The organism is Candidatus Thiodiazotropha sp. AKIB8 (genome assembly GCF_058244675.1).
The window spans coordinates 1-18898 of record NZ_JBSYOO010000014.1 but is presented as its reverse complement, the minus strand read 5'-3'; the positions used below and the strand labels follow the sequence as shown (position 1 = coordinate 18898).

The window sequence follows — 18898 nt, the reverse complement described above, 5'->3', positions numbered from 1 at the left end:
TAATTCGTGACGCTGCCGGGAGACGCACAGCGCAGACTCCTCACTACAGCACAGGCCCCTGCAAAGCATTCAGAAATCACCCGAATAATCGGCCTGCGTTATTTTTAACCCAAGGAGAAACATCATGAAAAAGAGACTGACTACCCTACTGATCTCCACCAGCCTCATATATGCTGCAAATGCCCCCGCAAGCGATCGGAACCTTAGCGTGGAGATCACCAATTTGACCAATGCCATCTATTTCACACCTTTACTGGTGGCAAAACATGGCCGAAACAGTGATCTGTTTGAACTGAGTGAACCCGCATCTGCTCATCTCCAGGCAATGGCCGAGGGTGGTGATACCAGTGGGTTGATAGCTGACCTGGAGATCGAGGGTAACGAGTATGTGAACAACCCCGCAGGTGGACTGCTCGCACCTGGTGCAACTGCCGTTGCTGAATTTGACAGCTATCGAGGCAACAAGCGCTTCCTTTCGATTGTGGGAATGATGCTGCCCACAAACGATGGCTTTGTCGGTCTGGACAGCGTAAGAATTCCCAAAAGGAAAGGCACATACACCTACTATCTACATGGTTATGATGCGGGTACAGAAGCCAACGATGAAATTATCAATGGTGGCGGTGCCCCTAATACCCCAGGCGTACCCGCTGATCCTGGTATGAATGCAGGGAGTGGCGCAATAGCCACTGCCGGGCCGGATCACAACCAGACAGTACACCTACACCGAGGCAATATCGGTGATAACGATCCATTTGGAGGGAACAGTGATCTGGACACTCGGGTTCACACTTGGCAGGGCCCTGTGGCTAAGGTGGTAATTCATGTAGCTGATGATGATTAGGCGCCTAATCAGGTTACACGAAAAACCACATCACTAAGCTATACCACGGTTGAGTTGACTCAGTTCAACCGTGGAACTTAGCAACCACAACATGCTCTTTCAGAACTAAATGACTAATAGGCAGAATTAAGGGCGCAACTATTAATTGCTTATGTCCTTAACTCAACTTAACTTAAATTCATCTACAATCCCCTGCAGTTTTGTAGCCATTTGCGCCAATTCGCGACCTGCAAGTTCAGTCTGCTTGGCAGCAGTTGCATTTTGCGTCGTCATGTCATTAATTCGAACAATGCTTCGGTTCATCTCTTCCGCTACCGCGCTTTGCTCCTCAGCTGCTGTAGCTATCTGGCTGCTCATTTGATCAATGTTTGATGCAGATTTAGCAATGGTCGTTAACGAGTTCCCAGCCATCGTCGCTTTGTTGACAACAGTTTTGGCATTCTCTCGACTTAGGTTCATTGATTGCACAGCATTTTTCGAGCCTGATTGTAATTTTTCAATGATTTGATTGATCTCTGTAGTGGATTCTTGCGTTCTTCCTGCCAAGGTTCGCACTTCATCAGCCACTACAGCAAATCCACGCCCCTGCTCTCCTGCTCGGGCCGCCTCGATTGCAGCGTTTAAGGCTAAAAGATTAGTCTGTTCAGCTATGCCTTTGATCACTTCGAGTACTGTATTGATTACTTCACTATCCTTCTCTACCTGAGTAATGACTTCAGCACCACTCTCTAGTTGATCGGCCAGTTGTTGAATCCCTTTTACCGCATCACCAACGATTTCCCGGCTACTCTCAGTTTCAACATTTGCCTCTCTAGTCGCATTGGATGTATTGCTAACATTCATTGCCACATCTTGTACAGTGGAGGCCATTTCATTCATTGCTGTCGCAATCTGATCGGTTTCAGACTGCTGTTGTTGTATGTTTGCACTTGTCTGGGTCGTCACAACAGAAACCTCTTCTGCTGCTGTAGATAGCTGAATGGTTGTGGACTGAATATTTGATATCATCATTTTCAATCGTCCAAGCATCCCTTGTAACGACTTTTGCATATTGCTGATCTCATCCCTTCCAGAAACGACGATCGTTTGAGTAAGGTCTCCGGAAGCAATAACTTTAAGTCCATGGGATGCCTCTTTTAGACGCTTAACAATATTCTGCGAGACACTCCAACTTATTAGACTACCGATAACAACTGCTGATAGTGTCAATACTATAGTCACATTGAATGTGGCATGTTCATGTGCATCTGCTTTAATTACAGCATCTTCAGTAAACCCCTCAATCTCGTGTAGGATACTACTGAGCTCGGTCTTTAGTTGCTCCTCTTCAATCTCAATCTTTTCCGCAACCTGTTCGGCTTGATCTCTCTCTCCTTGGAGGAGAGATTGAAATATCTGATCAGTATGTTTTTCGAAACTTACATGTTCTATTTGTATTTTTTTCAACACTTCACCAACATGTTCAAATTCATCTTTTGTTTTTTGGTTAAGAGAAGTCAATAGAGCCTCTTCTATCAATCGCTCACCTTCAGAGATACTCTCTGCAATTCCATTACTAAGCAATCTGAATGATTCTATGCTCTGATTCAGATGCTCTGATGCGTGAACATCCTGCTCAAGCAGTGCCCCATAGCGTAGAGAGCGCTCGAGATAATTAGCCTGAACCAAGTAGAACTCAGTAATTTTAGTAATATTCTCTGTCAGTGGAATATCGTACTGTGCGATTCCATCGAGTTCCATGCCGATCTGATTTAACGAATACGCCGTATAAATGGAAGCGAATATCATCATAATCATAAGGATAATTGCGTTTCCGAATATTTTTGATTTAACTGATATTGTATTGAGTATGGTTTCCATAGCAGTCCCTCTAAATAAATATAATATTCACTGTTATATTTTAATGATTACCCTGCCATGGGCGGCCACTCGATCTACAGACTGCAGCTGTTATCGTATACGATGAAACGATAAATTAATCACTGTAATTGTGAATGCTCTACTGAATTATTCAAGTGCTGTTGTGATGCTTTGAGCAGATTGCAAACCTATGATTTACCAGAAATCATATCTTCCACCGAACAGGATTATGTCGCATATCTCATTCCTTAAGAGTTATTTTAATCTATGTCTATATAGTCGCTAATTTGCGTATCGATAAGATAATTTATATCGTATCTGAATAAATTATCGTCATGGATTTTTATTACTTTAATTTATCTGAAGAAATATTTTTAATGATTAATTAAACAGGTAATTATTAACATGGCCCAAATAAATTACTACAGTGGAGTTAGCCACCAAACACCGGCGCTAAAACAACTTCAAATCAGTTACTAGAATCTATTTTTGACGATAAAACATATACGCCGGATCATCACTGACAAGGCTACCTCAGCCTGTTCATGATTTATTATGATCATCAACACAACTAATTTGTGTTTTGATGCTACAGGGTTCTCAGCTGGGATCTGCCGGGCATTGGCAGACTGCTTTAAGCTAGCCCGGCATAAGGGATCTATACATACTGAAGCAGGCAGAAAGTATCGCAATCGCAACTTTTACCATCGCCGCCTGGCGGGGGGTGGGTTATTGGAATATCAAGATCCGTCAGACAACGGATTATGGGTAGTGTGGCAAACCAGGTAAGCCTTGAACATCCAAGTTTCAAGGCTTACCCATAACTGGGTCAGCAAAGCTATACTGCGACCGAATTAAAGATTGAACATCTTGTCTTTATCGAGCTTATAGCTCCATGGCAGACCACTGTTTTTCCAGCCATTCACAACACGCTGACCTTTCAATTCACCGCTTTTAGCCTTATCACCCTCAAAGCCGTCAACAACGCTGAAAACATTTTTATAACCACTCTTCGCGAGTAGATTGGCCGCTTTGGCGCTACGGCTGCCGGAACGACATAGTACAATGATTTTTGTCTCTTTTGATGCACCTTTAGCATTGATCAACTCTTCCATGGAGAGCAGAAAGCCACTATTTGGAGCCATCTTGAAGTTTTTCTTTTTCTCATCCCAGCTTTCCCAATCTTCCGCCATCATATATGGAATGTTGGCATCGGATATCTGCGGCATACCCAGGAAGGCTATCTCTGCACGGCTACGCACATCCACCAATAAAACATCAGGGTTTTCAGATTTCATCTGATAGGCGTCTTTCGCAGTAAGGTAGAGCCCCAACTCAGTCTGCTTTTTTGTTGGCAGTTTGCTGCTAGTCTCCGCTGTAGAATTTGTAACGAGTGTGAGCGATAAAATCGTAGCCACGATGATACTGGATAAGCACTTTTTCACAGGTATAACTCCAAATAAAACTATTATCATGTAGACCATCAAAGTCTATGAGTAAACATCTACAATGAGTGGTTAAGGTTCAGCACATTCCCTGAATTTTTTGACCGCAGACAGATATAACGATAGGCAGAAACGAATTAGATACTCGTAACTCATATCTTCTTCTCTTAATATCATCCATACCGCGTTCTACTTCCTTTAATTGCTTGTTGTCATAAATTATTTCAACCAGCTTCTTCAATCCAACGAGTGCATAACATTGGTTGCCTTCATAAAAAATGAAACGCCGTTACCCTGCCTGAATAGGACATGCCGCACACCTGTACCAAGGAACAGGTATTGGCTAATTCAAGACAACTGGTTCACATTTTTTATGGGAGATAGGCAAAGGAATCAGACGTAAAGCGTAATGACCATTGCAATACCTTAGGATCTAAATTCTGATTCAAGGGCACCTCTATTAATCGCTTATGCCCTCTGCGTGCCCTGAAGCGTGTAGATGCAAGGTGTGAGCCGAAGCAGAATGGTTGTTCCATTCTCAAGCATCACAACGCAGCAGATGCATGCTTCAGTCCGTGCCCTAAAGAATATTTTTCTAATCCTGGTTTAAAATACCAAGCTTGACGGCAACGGCTACTGCCTGGAAGCGACTCTTTACCCCAAGCTTGCCCAACACGTTACCTACGTGGAATTTAACCGTCCGTTCACTGATCTCCTGTATCCTGGCTATCTCCCAAGTAGTCTTCCCCTGTTCGACCCATTTCAGGACTTCTATCTCTTTTGTTGTCAGATTCGGCATTTCTGACTGAGTGATATCGAGCTTGTGGCAGCTGGCCAAGCGATTGACATAGTCAACATGAATACCGGCAGAAACTGCTTCGCGACAGAGCCTGATCATAATTTCATCACGCCAGGGATGAAAGTTGAGATAGCCATGTCGTGACGCTATACCGAAACCGATACGCAACAGATCCAGCGCCTCACTCTCTTCCCTATGCTCCAGAGCAAAAAATGCAGCCAGAAGATGAAAAATAGCACTAAAGTAGCTCATGCTTTGAGAATGACGCATACCCTCTTCCAGTAGCATGGCAGTCCGTTCGATCTGTCCATCATAGTAAAGGGGTAGAATCAGCCCAGCCAGACTGATGGAGATATGTATGGCACTGCCACCATCCTTTGCCCGGCTAAGTGCCAGTTCAGCTAAAGCGATCGCTGCAGTTGCATCACCCTGCAGCATGTTGAAATCTGCCAACAGATGGCAGGAGTACGAGTGATCAAGGGCTGCATTGATCGATACCGTAGGCAGTTCATCAAACAGTTGCTGTACCAGTACCAGATCCCCGGTGGTCAGCCCTATGCTGATGCCCTGGGAGAAGAGACGCAGATCCATAGCATGTACTCCACTCTCAGCAATCAATGACCGAGCTAACTCAATCGTAGCCAGACACCCCTGACTATCCAGCAATACAGTTTCAAGGACGGCTCGAGTGGCAAGCCATGTCAATTTATCAAGCGGCGTCACCTCTGCCGAGTCCAGATCACTATTGAGAAGCCCCACCAAGGCAAGAGATGTTGCGGTCTCGCCAAAAATGATGTGATAAAAGGCCAGGTTGCTACCTGCTAATAGGCGAAACCGGCTATCACTACTGGTGGTTACCAGTTGATATAAGCGCCCTGCCAACCTAGGCAAATCCGGATTAGCCGGCTGTCGCCACATGAGAGCCCGGCAACTGCCCTGAACCATCAATGCCTCGATCTCCGGCGATGGGTAGTCGACGTGTGATGCCTGGAGACGACTGAAATGCGTTATCCATTGGTCAAGTTCACCAAAATCATTCCAGCCGGTGATAATTGCGTTCACCGCCATCACCCAGGCCTGCATACTACCGGGGGTATCCCCTCGTTGTTCAAACAGCTCAAATGCCTTAATGAATTCCGTTTGGGCATCCAAGGGAGCTTTAGCCAGCAGGCAGCTGCCAAACCAGTATGAGAGCCAGGGGTCACTGCATCTCAGTGGCTGGGGTATGGCATCCAGCCATTGAAACAGAGTAAGCAATCGCCCTTGCTTCAAGAGCGTCTCTGCCTCTACAGTGATCAGTTCGATCAACATCGGCCATGCCTGAGCCTGGATCAAAAGATCAGAAGCTGCTTCAACCTGTCCCTCATCTAGCAGCAAACTTGCGCTCCGTTCACGAATCTCAATCCGCTGTTGCGTATCAATACATTGATTAGCCCGAGATAGCAGAAACTGCCGGAATAGCGGATGAAATGAGTAGACTTCCGGGATCGTGGAAATACGAAAAGTAAAGTGATTCTCCCGCGCTAGCTTACGTAGTGTATCGCCTGCGTCTGCTCGCGCTGTAAGTGCTTCAGCCATAGAGACCTCGACTGTCGGAAGAAAACCACAGGTAAGAAGAAAGTGCTGAACTCCAGCGGAAAGTCGGGCAAAGATCTCACTGGCAAAGTAGTCAAACAACAGATCAACCCGATCAAAGGAGAATTCCTGCGGGAAAGATGTTGCCTCATGACTATCGAGAAATAGCAGTAATCCAGCCATCCAACCATGAGTTATCTCGTAGGCTTGATCCAGGACCTGAGGCAGCGGCTCTTTCCCTGTCGACCAAGTGAGGAATTGCTGGGTCTCCTCGAAAGAGAGACTTAGATCATCCCAACCCAAGTACGCCAAAGACCGATGGATACGTTGCCTGGCAAACTGCGGGTATGGCTCTTCCCGGCTCAGCATGAAGAAGGATGAGTGCTCAGGTAGCTCAGAAAAAACCGAAGAGAGTACCGTCCCAAACAGTGACTCGCCCGGTCCATCCTGAAGATCGTCGAAAACCAACACGCAACCCGCCTCGAATTTCGCAAAAAGGGCGCGGAAGAAATTCCGGCAGTAGACCCCTATGTTGAGCATATATTCAGGCATGAGGGGGGGTAGTACCTGGGTGTCTGATGTAGCCTTCTGTACTAACTGCGCCAGGCAGATGAAAAGATTGGCGGGATCCTGGTCACTATGGTCGATTCGATACCAGATGATCGGTCGAGGATCGTTGCTCAAAAATTCCCGTACCAAGGTCGTTTTGCCTGCCCCGCCAGGAGAGCTAATCCACACCTTTCGAGGCGAAGAGGAGAGTTGACGCAATTTAGTGAACAAGGCTGGACGGGAAAAGACCTGACCACTCTCAGGCAGAATAGTTTTCGAAGATAGAACGGAATCGGGGACTGGATCTATTGTCATATCTTTCTTGCACAACCTGCCAGTACTCTCCAATGCACACTCATCTCATCGAGCACGAAGAAGCATAAACGCCTGATTTCAGAAAGTCGAGAGATTCGAAAGAAACTGAAACCATGACGACTGTACCTTTGTTAACGACGAATACTATTGACCGTGCTGTTGCTAACCAGGAGATAACGATCTATGGCGCAGCTTAAAAAAATGAAAAAGTTCGGCCCAGATAGAAGTAGTTCTCTGTACGACCACCTTCAGCATACCCTCGACCTAGATAGATCGGCCCAAGAGGCGAATCGACTGACAGCGTGATGCTGCCAGCCAGTAACAGTGAATCGAAATGAATATCGTCCCGATCATTCCACACATTGCCTGCTTCTAGAGAGAAACCCGCATAGACAGGCACTTTAAGTACTGAGCGGCTTTCGCCAATTTCCCGCAAATAGACTATGCGCATAAGTCCGGCGTAACGCCCGGCAAGTTCTGATTCGCGATAGCCTGAGAGGTTGAAGAGTCCACCGATGGAGAATGCGTTATCGACAGGCTCATCGGTATTGGTCACACCGGCCACACCGCCCCAAAGCATGATGGTATTCTTATCCCAGGTACTCGCCCAAAGTCCGTTTATATTGAATGAATCATATTCATCTTTCGCCCCAAGCTCATCTCTGCTGGCTGACCAGGAGATATTGGCCAACAAACCCTTACGGGGAAAATTGACACTATCCAGTTGATCGTAGGTAAAAGTCACCACCCAAGTACCGAACTTAACATCTTGCGAAGGGGTAGAGAGAGCACCGATGTATGGGCTTACATCACCAGATCCCGCGTAAGCGCCAATCTCAAGCTGCCCCCAGTTTCCAAATTGACGTCCACCAGCCAGAAGAAAGTTTGAGTAACTCACATTCAGATCAGCCACCTGACGCCCGGACTCAAACACACCAGAGTGCGTTTCGTAATAGCCGAGCAAGGTACGAACGTAGTATCTGAGGCTATTGTCGATCGGTTGGTACAACTCTGTTGTGAGTCGCTGATCATGGCCGATCTGTATTTCAGAGCGCCACTCACCACCCATGCTGTTGATAGGTGTCATGGTGTGACTTGAGGCCAGATTAAAAATACCGGACCCCTCAAAATTGGTCTCCATCTTCAGACCGAATCGCAAATAGTGGGGCCCCCACTCCTTCTCTGTTGCCCTGAGGCTCAACTCATTCTGCCCATCCTCTTGTAGTAGATTGTAATCAACCCGCTCAAAGATATTCATCCCATAGAGATGATGTATCTCCCTCTCCAGGATCGATATATCGAGCGTCTCCCCAGGCTCAGCACTAATATTGGATTTGATGACATCTGTACTCAGTGGCGACTGGTTATCGACGGTTACCTTGTCGATGACAGGCGATGATGATTCCCTTTGCCGTGTCGCCGCCAGGTAATCGCTATATTCAGATTCTGTGACCGAGAGCCGACTCAACCGTTGGGTCATGAGATTTGCTGCTGCAACACCGCTGCTGATCATCTCTGGTGCCCGGTAAAAATCGGTTGAGGAGTGGCTGCCGAGATCCGGCTGTATAAGAATGTCATCAGAGGTGAGTTTATCAAGCTGCTCAGCCGTATTTCGTAAAATGGTAAACCCCATGATCTGATTGAGTATGCTGAGCGGTGATGAAAGACCTTTCCGATCTTGCGGCTCAGTGCTGAGATCAACCACAATCAGAATATCCGCACCGAGATCACGGGCCTGCTGAACAGGCAGATTGTTGGCGAACCCTCCATCAACCAGTAGCCGTCCATCCCACTCTACCGGCGCAAAAACGCCGGGAATGGCCATACTTGCAAGCATTGCAGTTGAGAGACTTCCACCCCCCAGAGTGACCGCTTCACCGGTTTCTATATCTGCACCAACAGCGCGAAACCTGATTGGTAATGAATCGAAATCATTAGGTGCCAGCAGGGTCAGTGATTTAAGCCTCAGTCTAAGCTGCTGCCCCTGTAGCAACCCCTTGGGGATGGCGAGGCTCCCGTCCTTGAGCCCTGCTTCCTGTTTAATCAGGAACTCATAATCGTCCTGCTTTCGGCGGAAACTGCGATTTTGTCTTGGTGGCTCATCTTGAAACGATGACTCCCAATCGGTCTCAACAAGCAGCTTCTCAATCTCATCGACCGAATAGCCATAGGCATACATACCACCAACAATCGCTCCCATGCTGGTACCGGTAATGATATCGACAGGGATACGCAGTTCTTCCAGGACCTTGAGAACGCCGATATGTGAAGCACCTCTGGCACCACCGCCACTGAGGACCAGGCCGATTACTGGAGGAGCAGACGATGCTTGATCGGGACGAACAGTGTCAGCCAAAAGCAGATCTGTTATAGCCAGCAGAACCAGAAGCGGCAAAACCCTCAATGCAACAACAAACACATTGATTGTTGTTGTGATTTTTCGCATCGAATTCATATTCATCAACTTCGATATGTCCTATTGTCAACAGAATCGAGGCTGAAAGTCCATTCTGCTGCATCTAGTTGCAAGAAGTGATCGACCACTGTTTGCAGATATTATGACATACATCCTGAGATAACATGGTCAGGGAGAGATACTCTATTTTAGTTATCGAGTGCTATTGCGTTTTCCTCAATATCGGAATGTGCGTTATATCAACCTGTTGAACCCTCAGGCAGATCAATATCCATATCATTCTGGTCAATTCGAATCAAAAGGTAGAGGCATCCAGCAAATGGATCTGCTTTATTACTAATTTCGCGCCTCAATACCTATATCTAATTCACTACTCTCGATATTTTCCACCACCATTCTAAAAACAGATGATGCTTTACCTGGGTCTGTTAACACTGATTGAATCGGCCTTGATGCCCCAATGATCCACGCTTATGACACGACCGATAAGATCAAAAGAGACCCTGACAACACTTTCATCTTTGTCAGTCTGAGATCCTTCGGCTTGCATTCGCTTGATGATGTACCAATATGTCTTTCCGATAGCCTTGGGATTTTTTTTCAGCGGTTCGTAAAGCTCATGCACTTCGTCTGGAATTAAGAGAAGCTTCAAAACCGCCTCTTCACTATGGCCTTTTTGAACTGCTTGAAAATTGGTCATTATATGGTCCGCTCTCTCTGGCGAGGCAATGTATGGATATGAAAGACCTGACATCTCCGCTCCATATGCGGGGGGAATGGTTAAAACCATGAATAAAAGTGCCCTATTCATCGAAATCAAATAGTACAGAAAGGAAAAATTTCAGAACAAACAACAGTAGATTCATAACTGGTATCTTATTGTATAAACATTATTTTTTACAAAATATAACTCAAGTTTATACTACTGACTTGGACCCATCTGCCTTGGGAAACTCTTTGATGTATAGATCCTGCTTGGAGAATGGTATTTCAATGCCCTCCTCGAGGAAACGCTTATAGATAGCTGTATTCAGTGCATCTAATACCTGACCACGAAGTTCCGGATTGTTGACCCAGCATAGAAGCTCAAAATCGAGCGAGGAAGCACCGAAGGTACGAAAACGCACTCTCGCTTCTGGATCAGAACAGACGGCATCAGATGCCATCGCAACAGACATCAACACCTCTCTAACTTGATCAATATCTGATCCATAAGCCACACCAACAGCAACCCTGATGCGGTATTTTAAATGGGGTCCACCTGATTCATTGACTACCTTTGAATTCCCCATAATGGAATTTGGTATGGTCACTTCCACATCATCCCTAGTCAGCAGTCGGGTACTCCGTATACCAATATGAGTAACCTTGCCGCGTAGCCCGCCTCCATCATCAAGTACAACATAGTCACCTATCTTGTAGGGTGAGTCTGCCATTATAAATACACCTGAAAAGAGATTTGCCAATGTATCTTTCGCGGCAAAACCTATTGCGATACCGGCGATACCTGCTGAAGCCAGCCAGGCCGTCATATCGACATGCCATGATTGAAAGATAAAATAGACAGCAAAAACAATGATCGATATTGCTACGAGATTAGTAAATAAGGGTAAAGTTTGCGGTCTGACCAACGCATTCTGCTTAGCGCGCTGACTAGTTGCAGACAGTAGTAACTTGGATGCACGAACGGCAAATAGCATCCAGAGAAATATAAGTATCGAAATAACTAAAGAAGTCATGGTACTACGTAATTCTGCAGCAATACCTGAGACAGCAGCTGCAACCAAGGTACCAATCAGCGCTATTGTCCAAAACAACGGGGTTCGTATATGAATGACTATTAAATCATCAATATGTGTGGAGGTACGAGCTGTGAGTCGCCTGATTAACGGTATTACTACCCACTCAATGAGTTTTGCCAGAATAAGAAATACAACCAGAACCAGCAAGCCTTTGACCCAGGGTTGATTACCAAACAATGCAACAATGGGTTCAAGCTGTTCAGGGACGTCAATCTTTTCTACAAGATCCTCCATGCCTGTCGTCAATGCTGATTCAACAGGTTCTGTAGACGTCGTGATCTTAGTTTCTGGATTTTCTTCAGCCATGATTTATATCTATCTGTTGTTAATTGTCAGGTTTGTTCATTCCCTACCTTTCCAAGGCCTATGAATAAATATCAGCTATCTATCCTAACTCCATCTAACCAAGATATTGCAGACCAACCCAGGCAGTCAAGGTAGTTGGTGAATGAGTAAGCTACTATTTCTGAGTCTTATTCAAAAAAATTCACTTACAAATTACGCTTCTATAGCAAAGATACACTATTAGCGATCTGAAATTCCATATTTTGGAATAAATTCTAAGTATTTCGGTAAGTTACAAGATAACTACCTGAGTTATTGTCTACAGACATCGGATACCGAGAGATGGTCTATGCTTTATTGAATGTGAAAATTGAATTAAGGCCCGAAATGTGTTTTTAGTGACACATTGAATAGTTCAGTATATTGATAATTTTGTTACTTTATGACTAAACAAAAAACCACTGCTCTCTCTCACACCCGTTGGCAGCCCTCTGCCCCGCTTTGGCAACGTGCGCCAAATAAACAGGAAAATGGTACCTCTCTTGCGGATTTAATGATGCTGATTCCCGGACTGAAACACTACTCAGACGTAAAATTAGTTCATCTACAGAACATGCTTGAAGCAGTAGTAAGGGAGTTTGGTGAAAAAATTGTCTTTACCGACATCAACCTGAAACTCAACGTAGTCTGGGTAACAGTACTACCAGAACCGGGACTCTGTCGGGAAGTCGCTCTTGCTATCCGTGAGCGTATCCCTGAAGCAGTTATGGTAGGTAATCAGTTAAAGTCGACTACCACAGAAATTCAAGCTAATGGCTGGCAGGCATGGTCAGAATTTATAAAGAAGATACTTTGGAAGCAACATACCAAAGCACTGCCCTATGAGGGTAGCAAACGAAAATAGACAGAGATATCTAATTTTCAATAGTTATAACTGTTAAATACGAAGAATAACCTTATTATAAAACATATTTGTTAACCACGGAAATCACTGAAAGCACGGAACTATTTTTTTGCTATTCTTCTTCTACCCAGTGTATTACGTGGTTAAAGAATAGTTTTGGCGATCAAAGAAACTAACGCGCACTCTCAGAGATAGAGTAAATAATTATGGCTGTACCTGTATATCATACACCGTGATGATCAAAGAGGGTCAAAGGTTAAAAAGAATACGATTATGTCACCATTACGCCCTATTCTGCATCCGGTTTGACAGGCTTGTCATGCGACTTTTTGTTATGGTCACAAGCTATTAATAGAGGTTCTCTTAGTAACTACTAGCACCAACTATTCTCACAGAGACTGAAGCATATTCTGGAACTGGTTGTCCACTACACCCACATTTGATTTGAAAATTCTCCTTCGCACCACCCTTTATTCTCTTGGAGATATATTCAGTACATTCATATACCATTACTCTGCTTTCGTCTAACAACTCCGCCTCAAGCCGTATCGAACTAATATTTGTAGAGCCAATATTTTCAATAACACCAAGTATCAATAGTTGTTCATGGTGTATTTTTTCCTGATATTCCACTATTTCTATTTGAGAGGTTTTATCGGACTCCTCCATGTATTGCTCCACTGACTCCATTCCTTCTTCCATAGCAGTTGATTGCCATAAGAATGGACTTGAATAGACTACATAAGTGCCAATTATATAAACACCTATAGAAGGTATAATAAAACCTATTCCTATCCAGAAACCAAGTTTGATTAATTTCCATGAACTCATATTTTCCATAATTACTCCGATAGTTATTTCTTATTTCGTCCGCGAATAATGTGCCTTCAGGCGTCAATTTAAAACTCTAATTATTCGATTTGGAGAATTTCAATAGCTCTTTTAATATTTTCCCTTGCAGCGCACTCATACTTTTCTTTGAAATAATCTAAATTGTAAATACTGACATTATTCAAGAACGACTTAAGTATTTCTATCCTTTTCTTTCGGTAGATGTGCAAAGGCACTATCTTGTACTCTTTTCGCACATTGCGCTCAAATTCATCATAGACATCCTTGGAAGCTCCCAGAATAGTAAGATCAATGTCTACAATCAGTTTGTCATCATAGCCTTTTACTTCCCGGTTATGTTGAGTGGCCATAATCAAGCTATAAATACGTTCTGTACCTAATTCATCATAACCAATGGATAAGAGAAATTCTTGTGCCCATTTAGCGCTATCGAGTTCATTGGTCTTAGATAGTATTTTGTAGATGGCATCATGGAACCAAATTGCAAATTCCAGTTCAGCAGGCCGCTCAGCAATATCAATCACCCTATCAAAGTGATCTAGCATTGCATCAATGTGATTGAGCGTATGGTAGAACCGATGCTTCTCAGAATAGGCTGCATAGAGTGATTCGTAACAATCTATTGAGGACCCTAATCCCATCGCGCTCATTAGCGCTTCCCACCTATCTTTAGTCATCTTTCTATTGCTGGCGAATCGCCTTCTCTTATGCTGATAGCTTGAACTATTTTATTACCAACCAACACCGAATGTAACCAGGCTAGCTTCACTCTTTTGCCAAGAAAAATAATATAAAAATACAATCCTTTTTCCCTTCTGGCGCTATATCTTCTAAAAATGTGTATTTTCCTCTGGATCTCCAACATACTCATCAGTAATTGACTTCGTCTATTTGATACCGAGAGTTATCAATTCAGATATTTCATCTTTACCAGGCCCTCCCTTGGGTATTTTAAATAGCAAAATATATTAAATTGGTATTTAATCCTTTCTTATAGTCAAGAACTTGCTCAGAATTTCCCATTATCATTCTTCCACTCACTTTTGGGAGCTACTTTTTCTGTGGTATCCCAATGTTCGACAATCATAGAGCCTTCGAGTCTAAAAAGATCATAGAACGATGTGTGCTCGCCTTCACGGTAGCCCTCACAAACTGACAAAACGAAATTACCCTCTGCTAATGTACGATGTACTCTTTCGTAGCAGATGGCAGGTTCAGATTCCGCATTGCGTGCGGTCAGAGCCTGACGTAATGCAGGCAAACCATCACGCAAGTAAGGACTATGCTCAGTGTAGGGTTCTGAAATGAAGCTCGGTAGTTGATCAATTTGACCACCTATTAGAACTGTTTCCATGAAACTTTTGACCAGCGAGCGATTATCTTCCGTCCTATCTAAATCACGTACATCAGTTGGACCATCAACCATAGAGTGCCCGGATGGATTTGGGCCAACCCTCGACTGAATATTATCCCAGTGCTCTACAGTTTGCTCCCCTTCAAAGCGGAACACCTCAAAGCCAATTCGGGAAGTGCTGAAGTCATATTCAGTATGCCCGAACACAAAATCACCATCGGAAAAAACACGAACGATATTTACTCGCGGTGATGTTTTGGACAGACTTTTAAACAAAGCTGCCAATCCTTCTCCCCCTTCATGGGTCTGCGGATTGTGTTGAATATATTTATTCGGATTGACTACAGTAACTGACGCAGGATCTCCGGTCTCGATGCCTTTTAACAAAGCATGGATCTTCTTTTTTCGTTCAGCGGTCAAAAGCAGCTCCTCTGTTATTCATCTACAGCTAATGCCACACCTCAGCCGAACGCCACACTGAGTGTAATTTACGCAATAATGCCTAAGTAAGGTGCAAAAAGCAGCGCAGTGTTGTGGCGACATTATGTTCTTAATATACCATTACATTGTTGCTGACAACCCAAATTGAAATACCATCGACAACGCTCTTGATTTCCTTGTGGACTCTTGCGCCAATTTTCTCTGAGTAAGAGAGAATCATTCCGCTCCTACGATACTGCCTGTAATTACCGTAATGACCTGAAAGGATCTCATCAAACTCAATGCTCAACCGCCCTAGAGTCGATTTTGCTGCGGTGAAATCTGCAACCAGAACCACTCCTGAATTATTAACCATCATATTCAGCAACGCGCACGCTTGCTGCTCGGGCATTTCATGAAGGCACAATGTGCTTGTTGAAACATCAAACTTCCGAGGCGCCATAGCGAGTGCATCGATGCACTCAAAGCTTAGGTTGTTCAGGTTAAGCTTTTGCCTCTTCGCTTCCGCATATTTGATCATCCCTTGCTCGATATCGACGCCATGTCCGCTACTGATTTTCGAAGCAGCTTGAAAGAGTAAATCACCAGTGCCGCACCCGACTTCGAGAAGAGTTGAGTTGTGTTCGATTAATTCCACCAACTCCTTTCGAAGCGGCAATAAGGCTCTATCGGCTGTGTTGCTCTTAAACCAGGCTTTAAACTTCATGGTGCGATTATTGAAAGGCATAATATTCTGGTTAAATGGCCTAGCGAGCAGCGATGTCAAAGCGACCGAAGGGAGCGTTTTTGACCCGATTGTTAGGCATGGTTGCCAGCCACAATAAAAGCTCCCGCAAAGAACCCGAGGATTGACATAAAAACACAGGTTCCCGCAAGCCTACACACCCCAAACAACGCTTTAATTGAAAAACTTTATAGATACATCTCATCAGGAGAAGGATGCCACGGTACACAATACGTTGCCCTTAGTAATTTCGGAACCCATGAAACCTTCCCGAGGTATTGACAGAAATCCGGACACCCAGTCCTAATTTGCCAAAAACCACACTGTATGGCAATCTTCATTGACCATCCGTAATCAAGGAGCGATACGATGCCCAAACCAAGGAAAGTCCAGATTCTGCTGGAAGAAACCCCCTACTACCACTGTGTCTCCCGCTGCGTGCGCCGTGCCTTTCTCTGTGGCGTGGATTCGCTTACCGGAAAAAGCTATGAACATCGGCGACAATGGATCGTAGATCGCATAATGCTTTTGACGGATATCTTCGCCATCGACAACTGTGCATACACAGTGATGCACAATCACTACCACGTCATACTCCATGTGGACGCCGAGCGGGTTGCAGCGTGGAGTGAACGGGAGGTCATAGAGCGCTGGGAACGCCTCTTTTCCCTTCCGGTGATCATCCAACGCTATCTTGCCAAAGAGACACTCACTCAGGCAGAGCGGGACACGGTATCGGAGCTGATCACGAAATGGCGACACCGCCTGCACAGTATCAGCTGGTTTATGCGCTGTCTCAATGAACCGATTGCCAGAAAGGCCAACCAGGAGGATGAGTGCACAGGTCGCTATTGGGAAGGACGCTATAAATCCCAGGCCCTGTTGGATGAAAAGGCTCTGGCAACCTGTATGGCCTATGTGGATCTCAATCCGGTGAGAGCAGGAATAGCAGATACGCCCGAACAATCAGAGCATACCTCCATCAAAGAGCGTACCCGAAAATTGAAACAACATCACGATGATTCAGGCGAACCTGAAACACCAAGCGGGCTATTTCCATTTGTCGGCGATCCACGTCAGGATATGCCCAAGGGATTACCGTTTCGACTAAAAGACTATCTCGAACTGGTCGACTGGACGGGCCGCGCCATTCTGGAAAACAAACGTGGCTTTATTGCTGAAAATCAACCACCGATTCTCGAAAGATTACAGATCGACGCCAAGCATTGGCTCTATATGACGCAACATTTCGAAAGTCGCTTCAAGGGGCTAGTGGGTATGAGTTACTCACTCAAAGCCGTTTGCCGAAAACTGGGTTATCGGCGAACGCCGAATCTTGGGGCAGTGCAGTCTCTGCTTACCTAAGAAAAGACACTCATAGGTCAAGAAGTATAGGATCAGCAAATGCTGAGAGTCCTATGTGTCAAACACTGAGAATTTAACGAAGTTCAGTATAGATTCTGTCCATAATTCAATAATATCTCCTTTGAAAATCACCAATTTGTGTAACCAGTGGTGATCCTTATATTTGCAAGCATGGTTGCTTTATCGCTATTGAGAAAACTTCTTTTGACTGGGTGTCTTGTTTATTCCGAAAGTCGCTTCAAGGGACTGGTGGGCATGAGTTACTCACTCAAAGCCGTTTGCCGAAAACTGGGTTATCGGCGAACGCCGAACATTGGTGCAGTGCAGTCTCTGCTTACCTAAGAAAATACACTCATAGGTCAAGAAGTATAGAATCAGCAAATGCTGAGAGTCCTATGTGTCTATTGCTGATAATTTAACGAAGTTCAGCATAGATTCTGTCCAAAATTCAATTATATCTCCTTTGAAAATCACCAATTTGTGTAACCAGTGGTGATCCTTATATTTGCAAGCATGGTTGCTTTATCGCTATTGAGAAAACTTCTTTTGACTGGGTGTCTTGTTTATTAGTATTAGTAGGTATCTCATCCCATCTCTTCCACGATTCCCTGTCTTTTTTCCTAGCCTTCAATGTCTTCTTATCACTGGCATAGTTATCGATAGCTTCTGCCTCATATAGCCCAATACCATCACCTAGAGTGACTCTGCCAAAGGCTTTACCGATTATTTTTAATAACTCAGCTTTATCCATGTTCTTTTGGCATAACGCCTTGCTCTGCGGGAATTTGCGAGCAACAGCGAGTAAATTTTCCGTAGCAGCAACTTGTTAAGTGCTTTATTACCATTGACCATTAGCATACCTGCTTACCAGAAACGATATTTCGCTTGACTCATTAATCCATTGATAGCCGGTCTCTGAATCCTCGCTAAGAGGTTCTAATAATTCATAAGCTTCTTGCCAGCCATTTTTTGATAATTGGCAAATGAAACTATTACTGCTTATTTGGATTACACCTTTTTGCAAAGATGAAACTTCAATATCGAATTTGCAGCCATTGATGCTTTTAAAACCTTTAATATCATTGAGGCACTTAGATTTAATCTCCCCATTTAGCATTTCTGCTATGCACTTCAAAAGCAACCTAACAGAATCAGGCTCATTCCCGTATACCCTGATTATTGGGCAATCATCTGAACCATTCTCAAGATAGTCGATATTCACTCTAATTCCTTTTTACACTTAACGTTTCGCGTAACCGGGCGCACAAAGTTGCAGAGCGAAGCGGCGCAGCTTTGTGCGATCCGAGTTTACGCGCTTGTTAGGCACTATTGCACACACTTACTTAACCGTCCGCACATGACCATTAC

15 protein-coding genes are annotated in these 18898 nt (G+C 44.5%); 3 read left to right on the top strand and 12 right to left on the bottom strand.

All coding sequences use genetic code 11. The features are described from left to right. Nucleotides 1–124: 124 nt before the first annotated feature. Complete coding sequence (locus AC4IFB_RS02425; RefSeq protein ID WP_490779287.1) at nt 125–844, top strand: spondin domain-containing protein; 720 nt, start codon at nt 125–127, stop codon at nt 842–844. A gap of 162 nt (nt 845–1006) precedes the next feature. On the opposite strand, the gene AC4IFB_RS02420 is transcribed toward AC4IFB_RS02425, so the two are convergent. The 6 genes from AC4IFB_RS02420 to AC4IFB_RS02395 all read right to left on the bottom strand — a co-directional run bounded on the left by AC4IFB_RS02420 (nt 1007) and on the right by AC4IFB_RS02395 (nt 11911). After that, a complete protein-coding gene (locus AC4IFB_RS02420) occupies nt 1007–2704 on the bottom strand; it encodes a methyl-accepting chemotaxis protein (protein ID WP_490779286.1) in 1698 nt (565 codons plus the stop codon). Between the two features lie 854 nt (nt 2705–3558). Then, on the bottom strand, nt 3559–4149 hold the full coding sequence (locus tag AC4IFB_RS02415) for a rhodanese-like domain-containing protein (protein WP_490778293.1): 591 nt from the start codon (nt 4147–4149) through the stop codon (nt 3559–3561). Nucleotides 4150–4744: 595 nt separating this feature from the next. Next, nucleotides 4745–7387 carry a LuxR C-terminal-related transcriptional regulator gene (locus tag AC4IFB_RS02410; protein WP_490779285.1) on the bottom strand — a complete coding sequence of 881 codons (2643 nt, stop codon included), beginning with the start codon at nt 7385–7387 and terminating at the stop codon, nt 4745–4747. Between the two features lie 193 nt (nt 7388–7580). After that, nucleotides 7581–9848 carry a patatin-like phospholipase family protein gene (locus AC4IFB_RS02405; RefSeq protein ID WP_490778295.1) on the bottom strand — a complete coding sequence of 756 codons (2268 nt, stop codon included), beginning with the start codon at nt 9846–9848 and terminating at the stop codon, nt 7581–7583. A gap of 370 nt (nt 9849–10218) precedes the next feature. Continuing rightward, the gene (locus tag AC4IFB_RS02400; RefSeq protein ID WP_490779284.1) at nt 10219–10503 is read right to left on the bottom strand and encodes a hypothetical protein; all 285 of its coding nucleotides are present in this window, start codon (nt 10501–10503) and stop codon (nt 10219–10221) included. Between the two features lie 217 nt (nt 10504–10720). Then, nucleotides 10721–11911, bottom strand: a complete 1191-nt coding sequence (locus tag AC4IFB_RS02395) for a mechanosensitive ion channel family protein (RefSeq protein ID WP_490779283.1) — start codon at nt 11909–11911, stop codon at nt 10721–10723. Between the two features lie 421 nt (nt 11912–12332). Here AC4IFB_RS02395 and AC4IFB_RS02390 point away from each other — a divergent pair, with 421 nt between their 5' ends. Then, nucleotides 12333–12794 (top strand): hypothetical protein, encoded by a 462-nt coding sequence (locus AC4IFB_RS02390; protein ID WP_490779282.1) that lies wholly within the window; start codon nt 12333–12335, stop codon nt 12792–12794. Between the two features lie 363 nt (nt 12795–13157). Here AC4IFB_RS02390 and AC4IFB_RS02385 read toward each other — a convergent pair whose 3' ends face one another. From AC4IFB_RS02385 to AC4IFB_RS02370, 4 genes are all read right to left on the bottom strand, one after another. After that, nucleotides 13158–13634 (bottom strand): hypothetical protein, encoded by a 477-nt coding sequence (locus AC4IFB_RS02385; protein WP_490779281.1) that lies wholly within the window; start codon nt 13632–13634, stop codon nt 13158–13160. A gap of 71 nt (nt 13635–13705) precedes the next feature. Beyond that, the gene (locus tag AC4IFB_RS02380; protein ID WP_490779280.1) at nt 13706–14323 is read right to left on the bottom strand and encodes an HD domain-containing protein; all 618 of its coding nucleotides are present in this window, start codon (nt 14321–14323) and stop codon (nt 13706–13708) included. A 332-nt stretch (nt 14324–14655) separates the two neighbouring features. Next, on the bottom strand, nt 14656–15420 hold the full coding sequence (locus AC4IFB_RS02375; RefSeq protein ID WP_490779279.1) for a nuclear transport factor 2 family protein: 765 nt from the start codon (nt 15418–15420) through the stop codon (nt 14656–14658). A 130-nt stretch (nt 15421–15550) separates the two neighbouring features. Continuing rightward, complete coding sequence (locus tag AC4IFB_RS02370) at nt 15551–16147, bottom strand: class I SAM-dependent methyltransferase (RefSeq protein WP_490779278.1); 597 nt, start codon at nt 16145–16147, stop codon at nt 15551–15553. Nucleotides 16148–16534: 387 nt separating this feature from the next. On the opposite strand from AC4IFB_RS02370, the gene AC4IFB_RS02365 reads away from it, so the two are divergent. Further along, nucleotides 16535–17530 carry a transposase gene (locus tag AC4IFB_RS02365; protein WP_490779277.1) on the top strand — a complete coding sequence of 332 codons (996 nt, stop codon included), beginning with the start codon at nt 16535–16537 and terminating at the stop codon, nt 17528–17530. Between the two features lie 499 nt (nt 17531–18029). On the opposite strand, the gene AC4IFB_RS02360 is transcribed toward AC4IFB_RS02365, so the two are convergent. Both AC4IFB_RS02360 and AC4IFB_RS02355 read right to left on the bottom strand, forming a co-directional pair. Further along, complete coding sequence (locus AC4IFB_RS02360; protein ID WP_490779276.1) at nt 18030–18281, bottom strand: DUF6714 family protein; 252 nt, start codon at nt 18279–18281, stop codon at nt 18030–18032. Nucleotides 18282–18368: 87 nt separating this feature from the next. Beyond that, the gene (locus AC4IFB_RS02355) at nt 18369–18752 is read right to left on the bottom strand and encodes a hypothetical protein (RefSeq protein ID WP_490779275.1); all 384 of its coding nucleotides are present in this window, start codon (nt 18750–18752) and stop codon (nt 18369–18371) included. Nucleotides 18753–18898 lie beyond the last annotated feature (146 nt).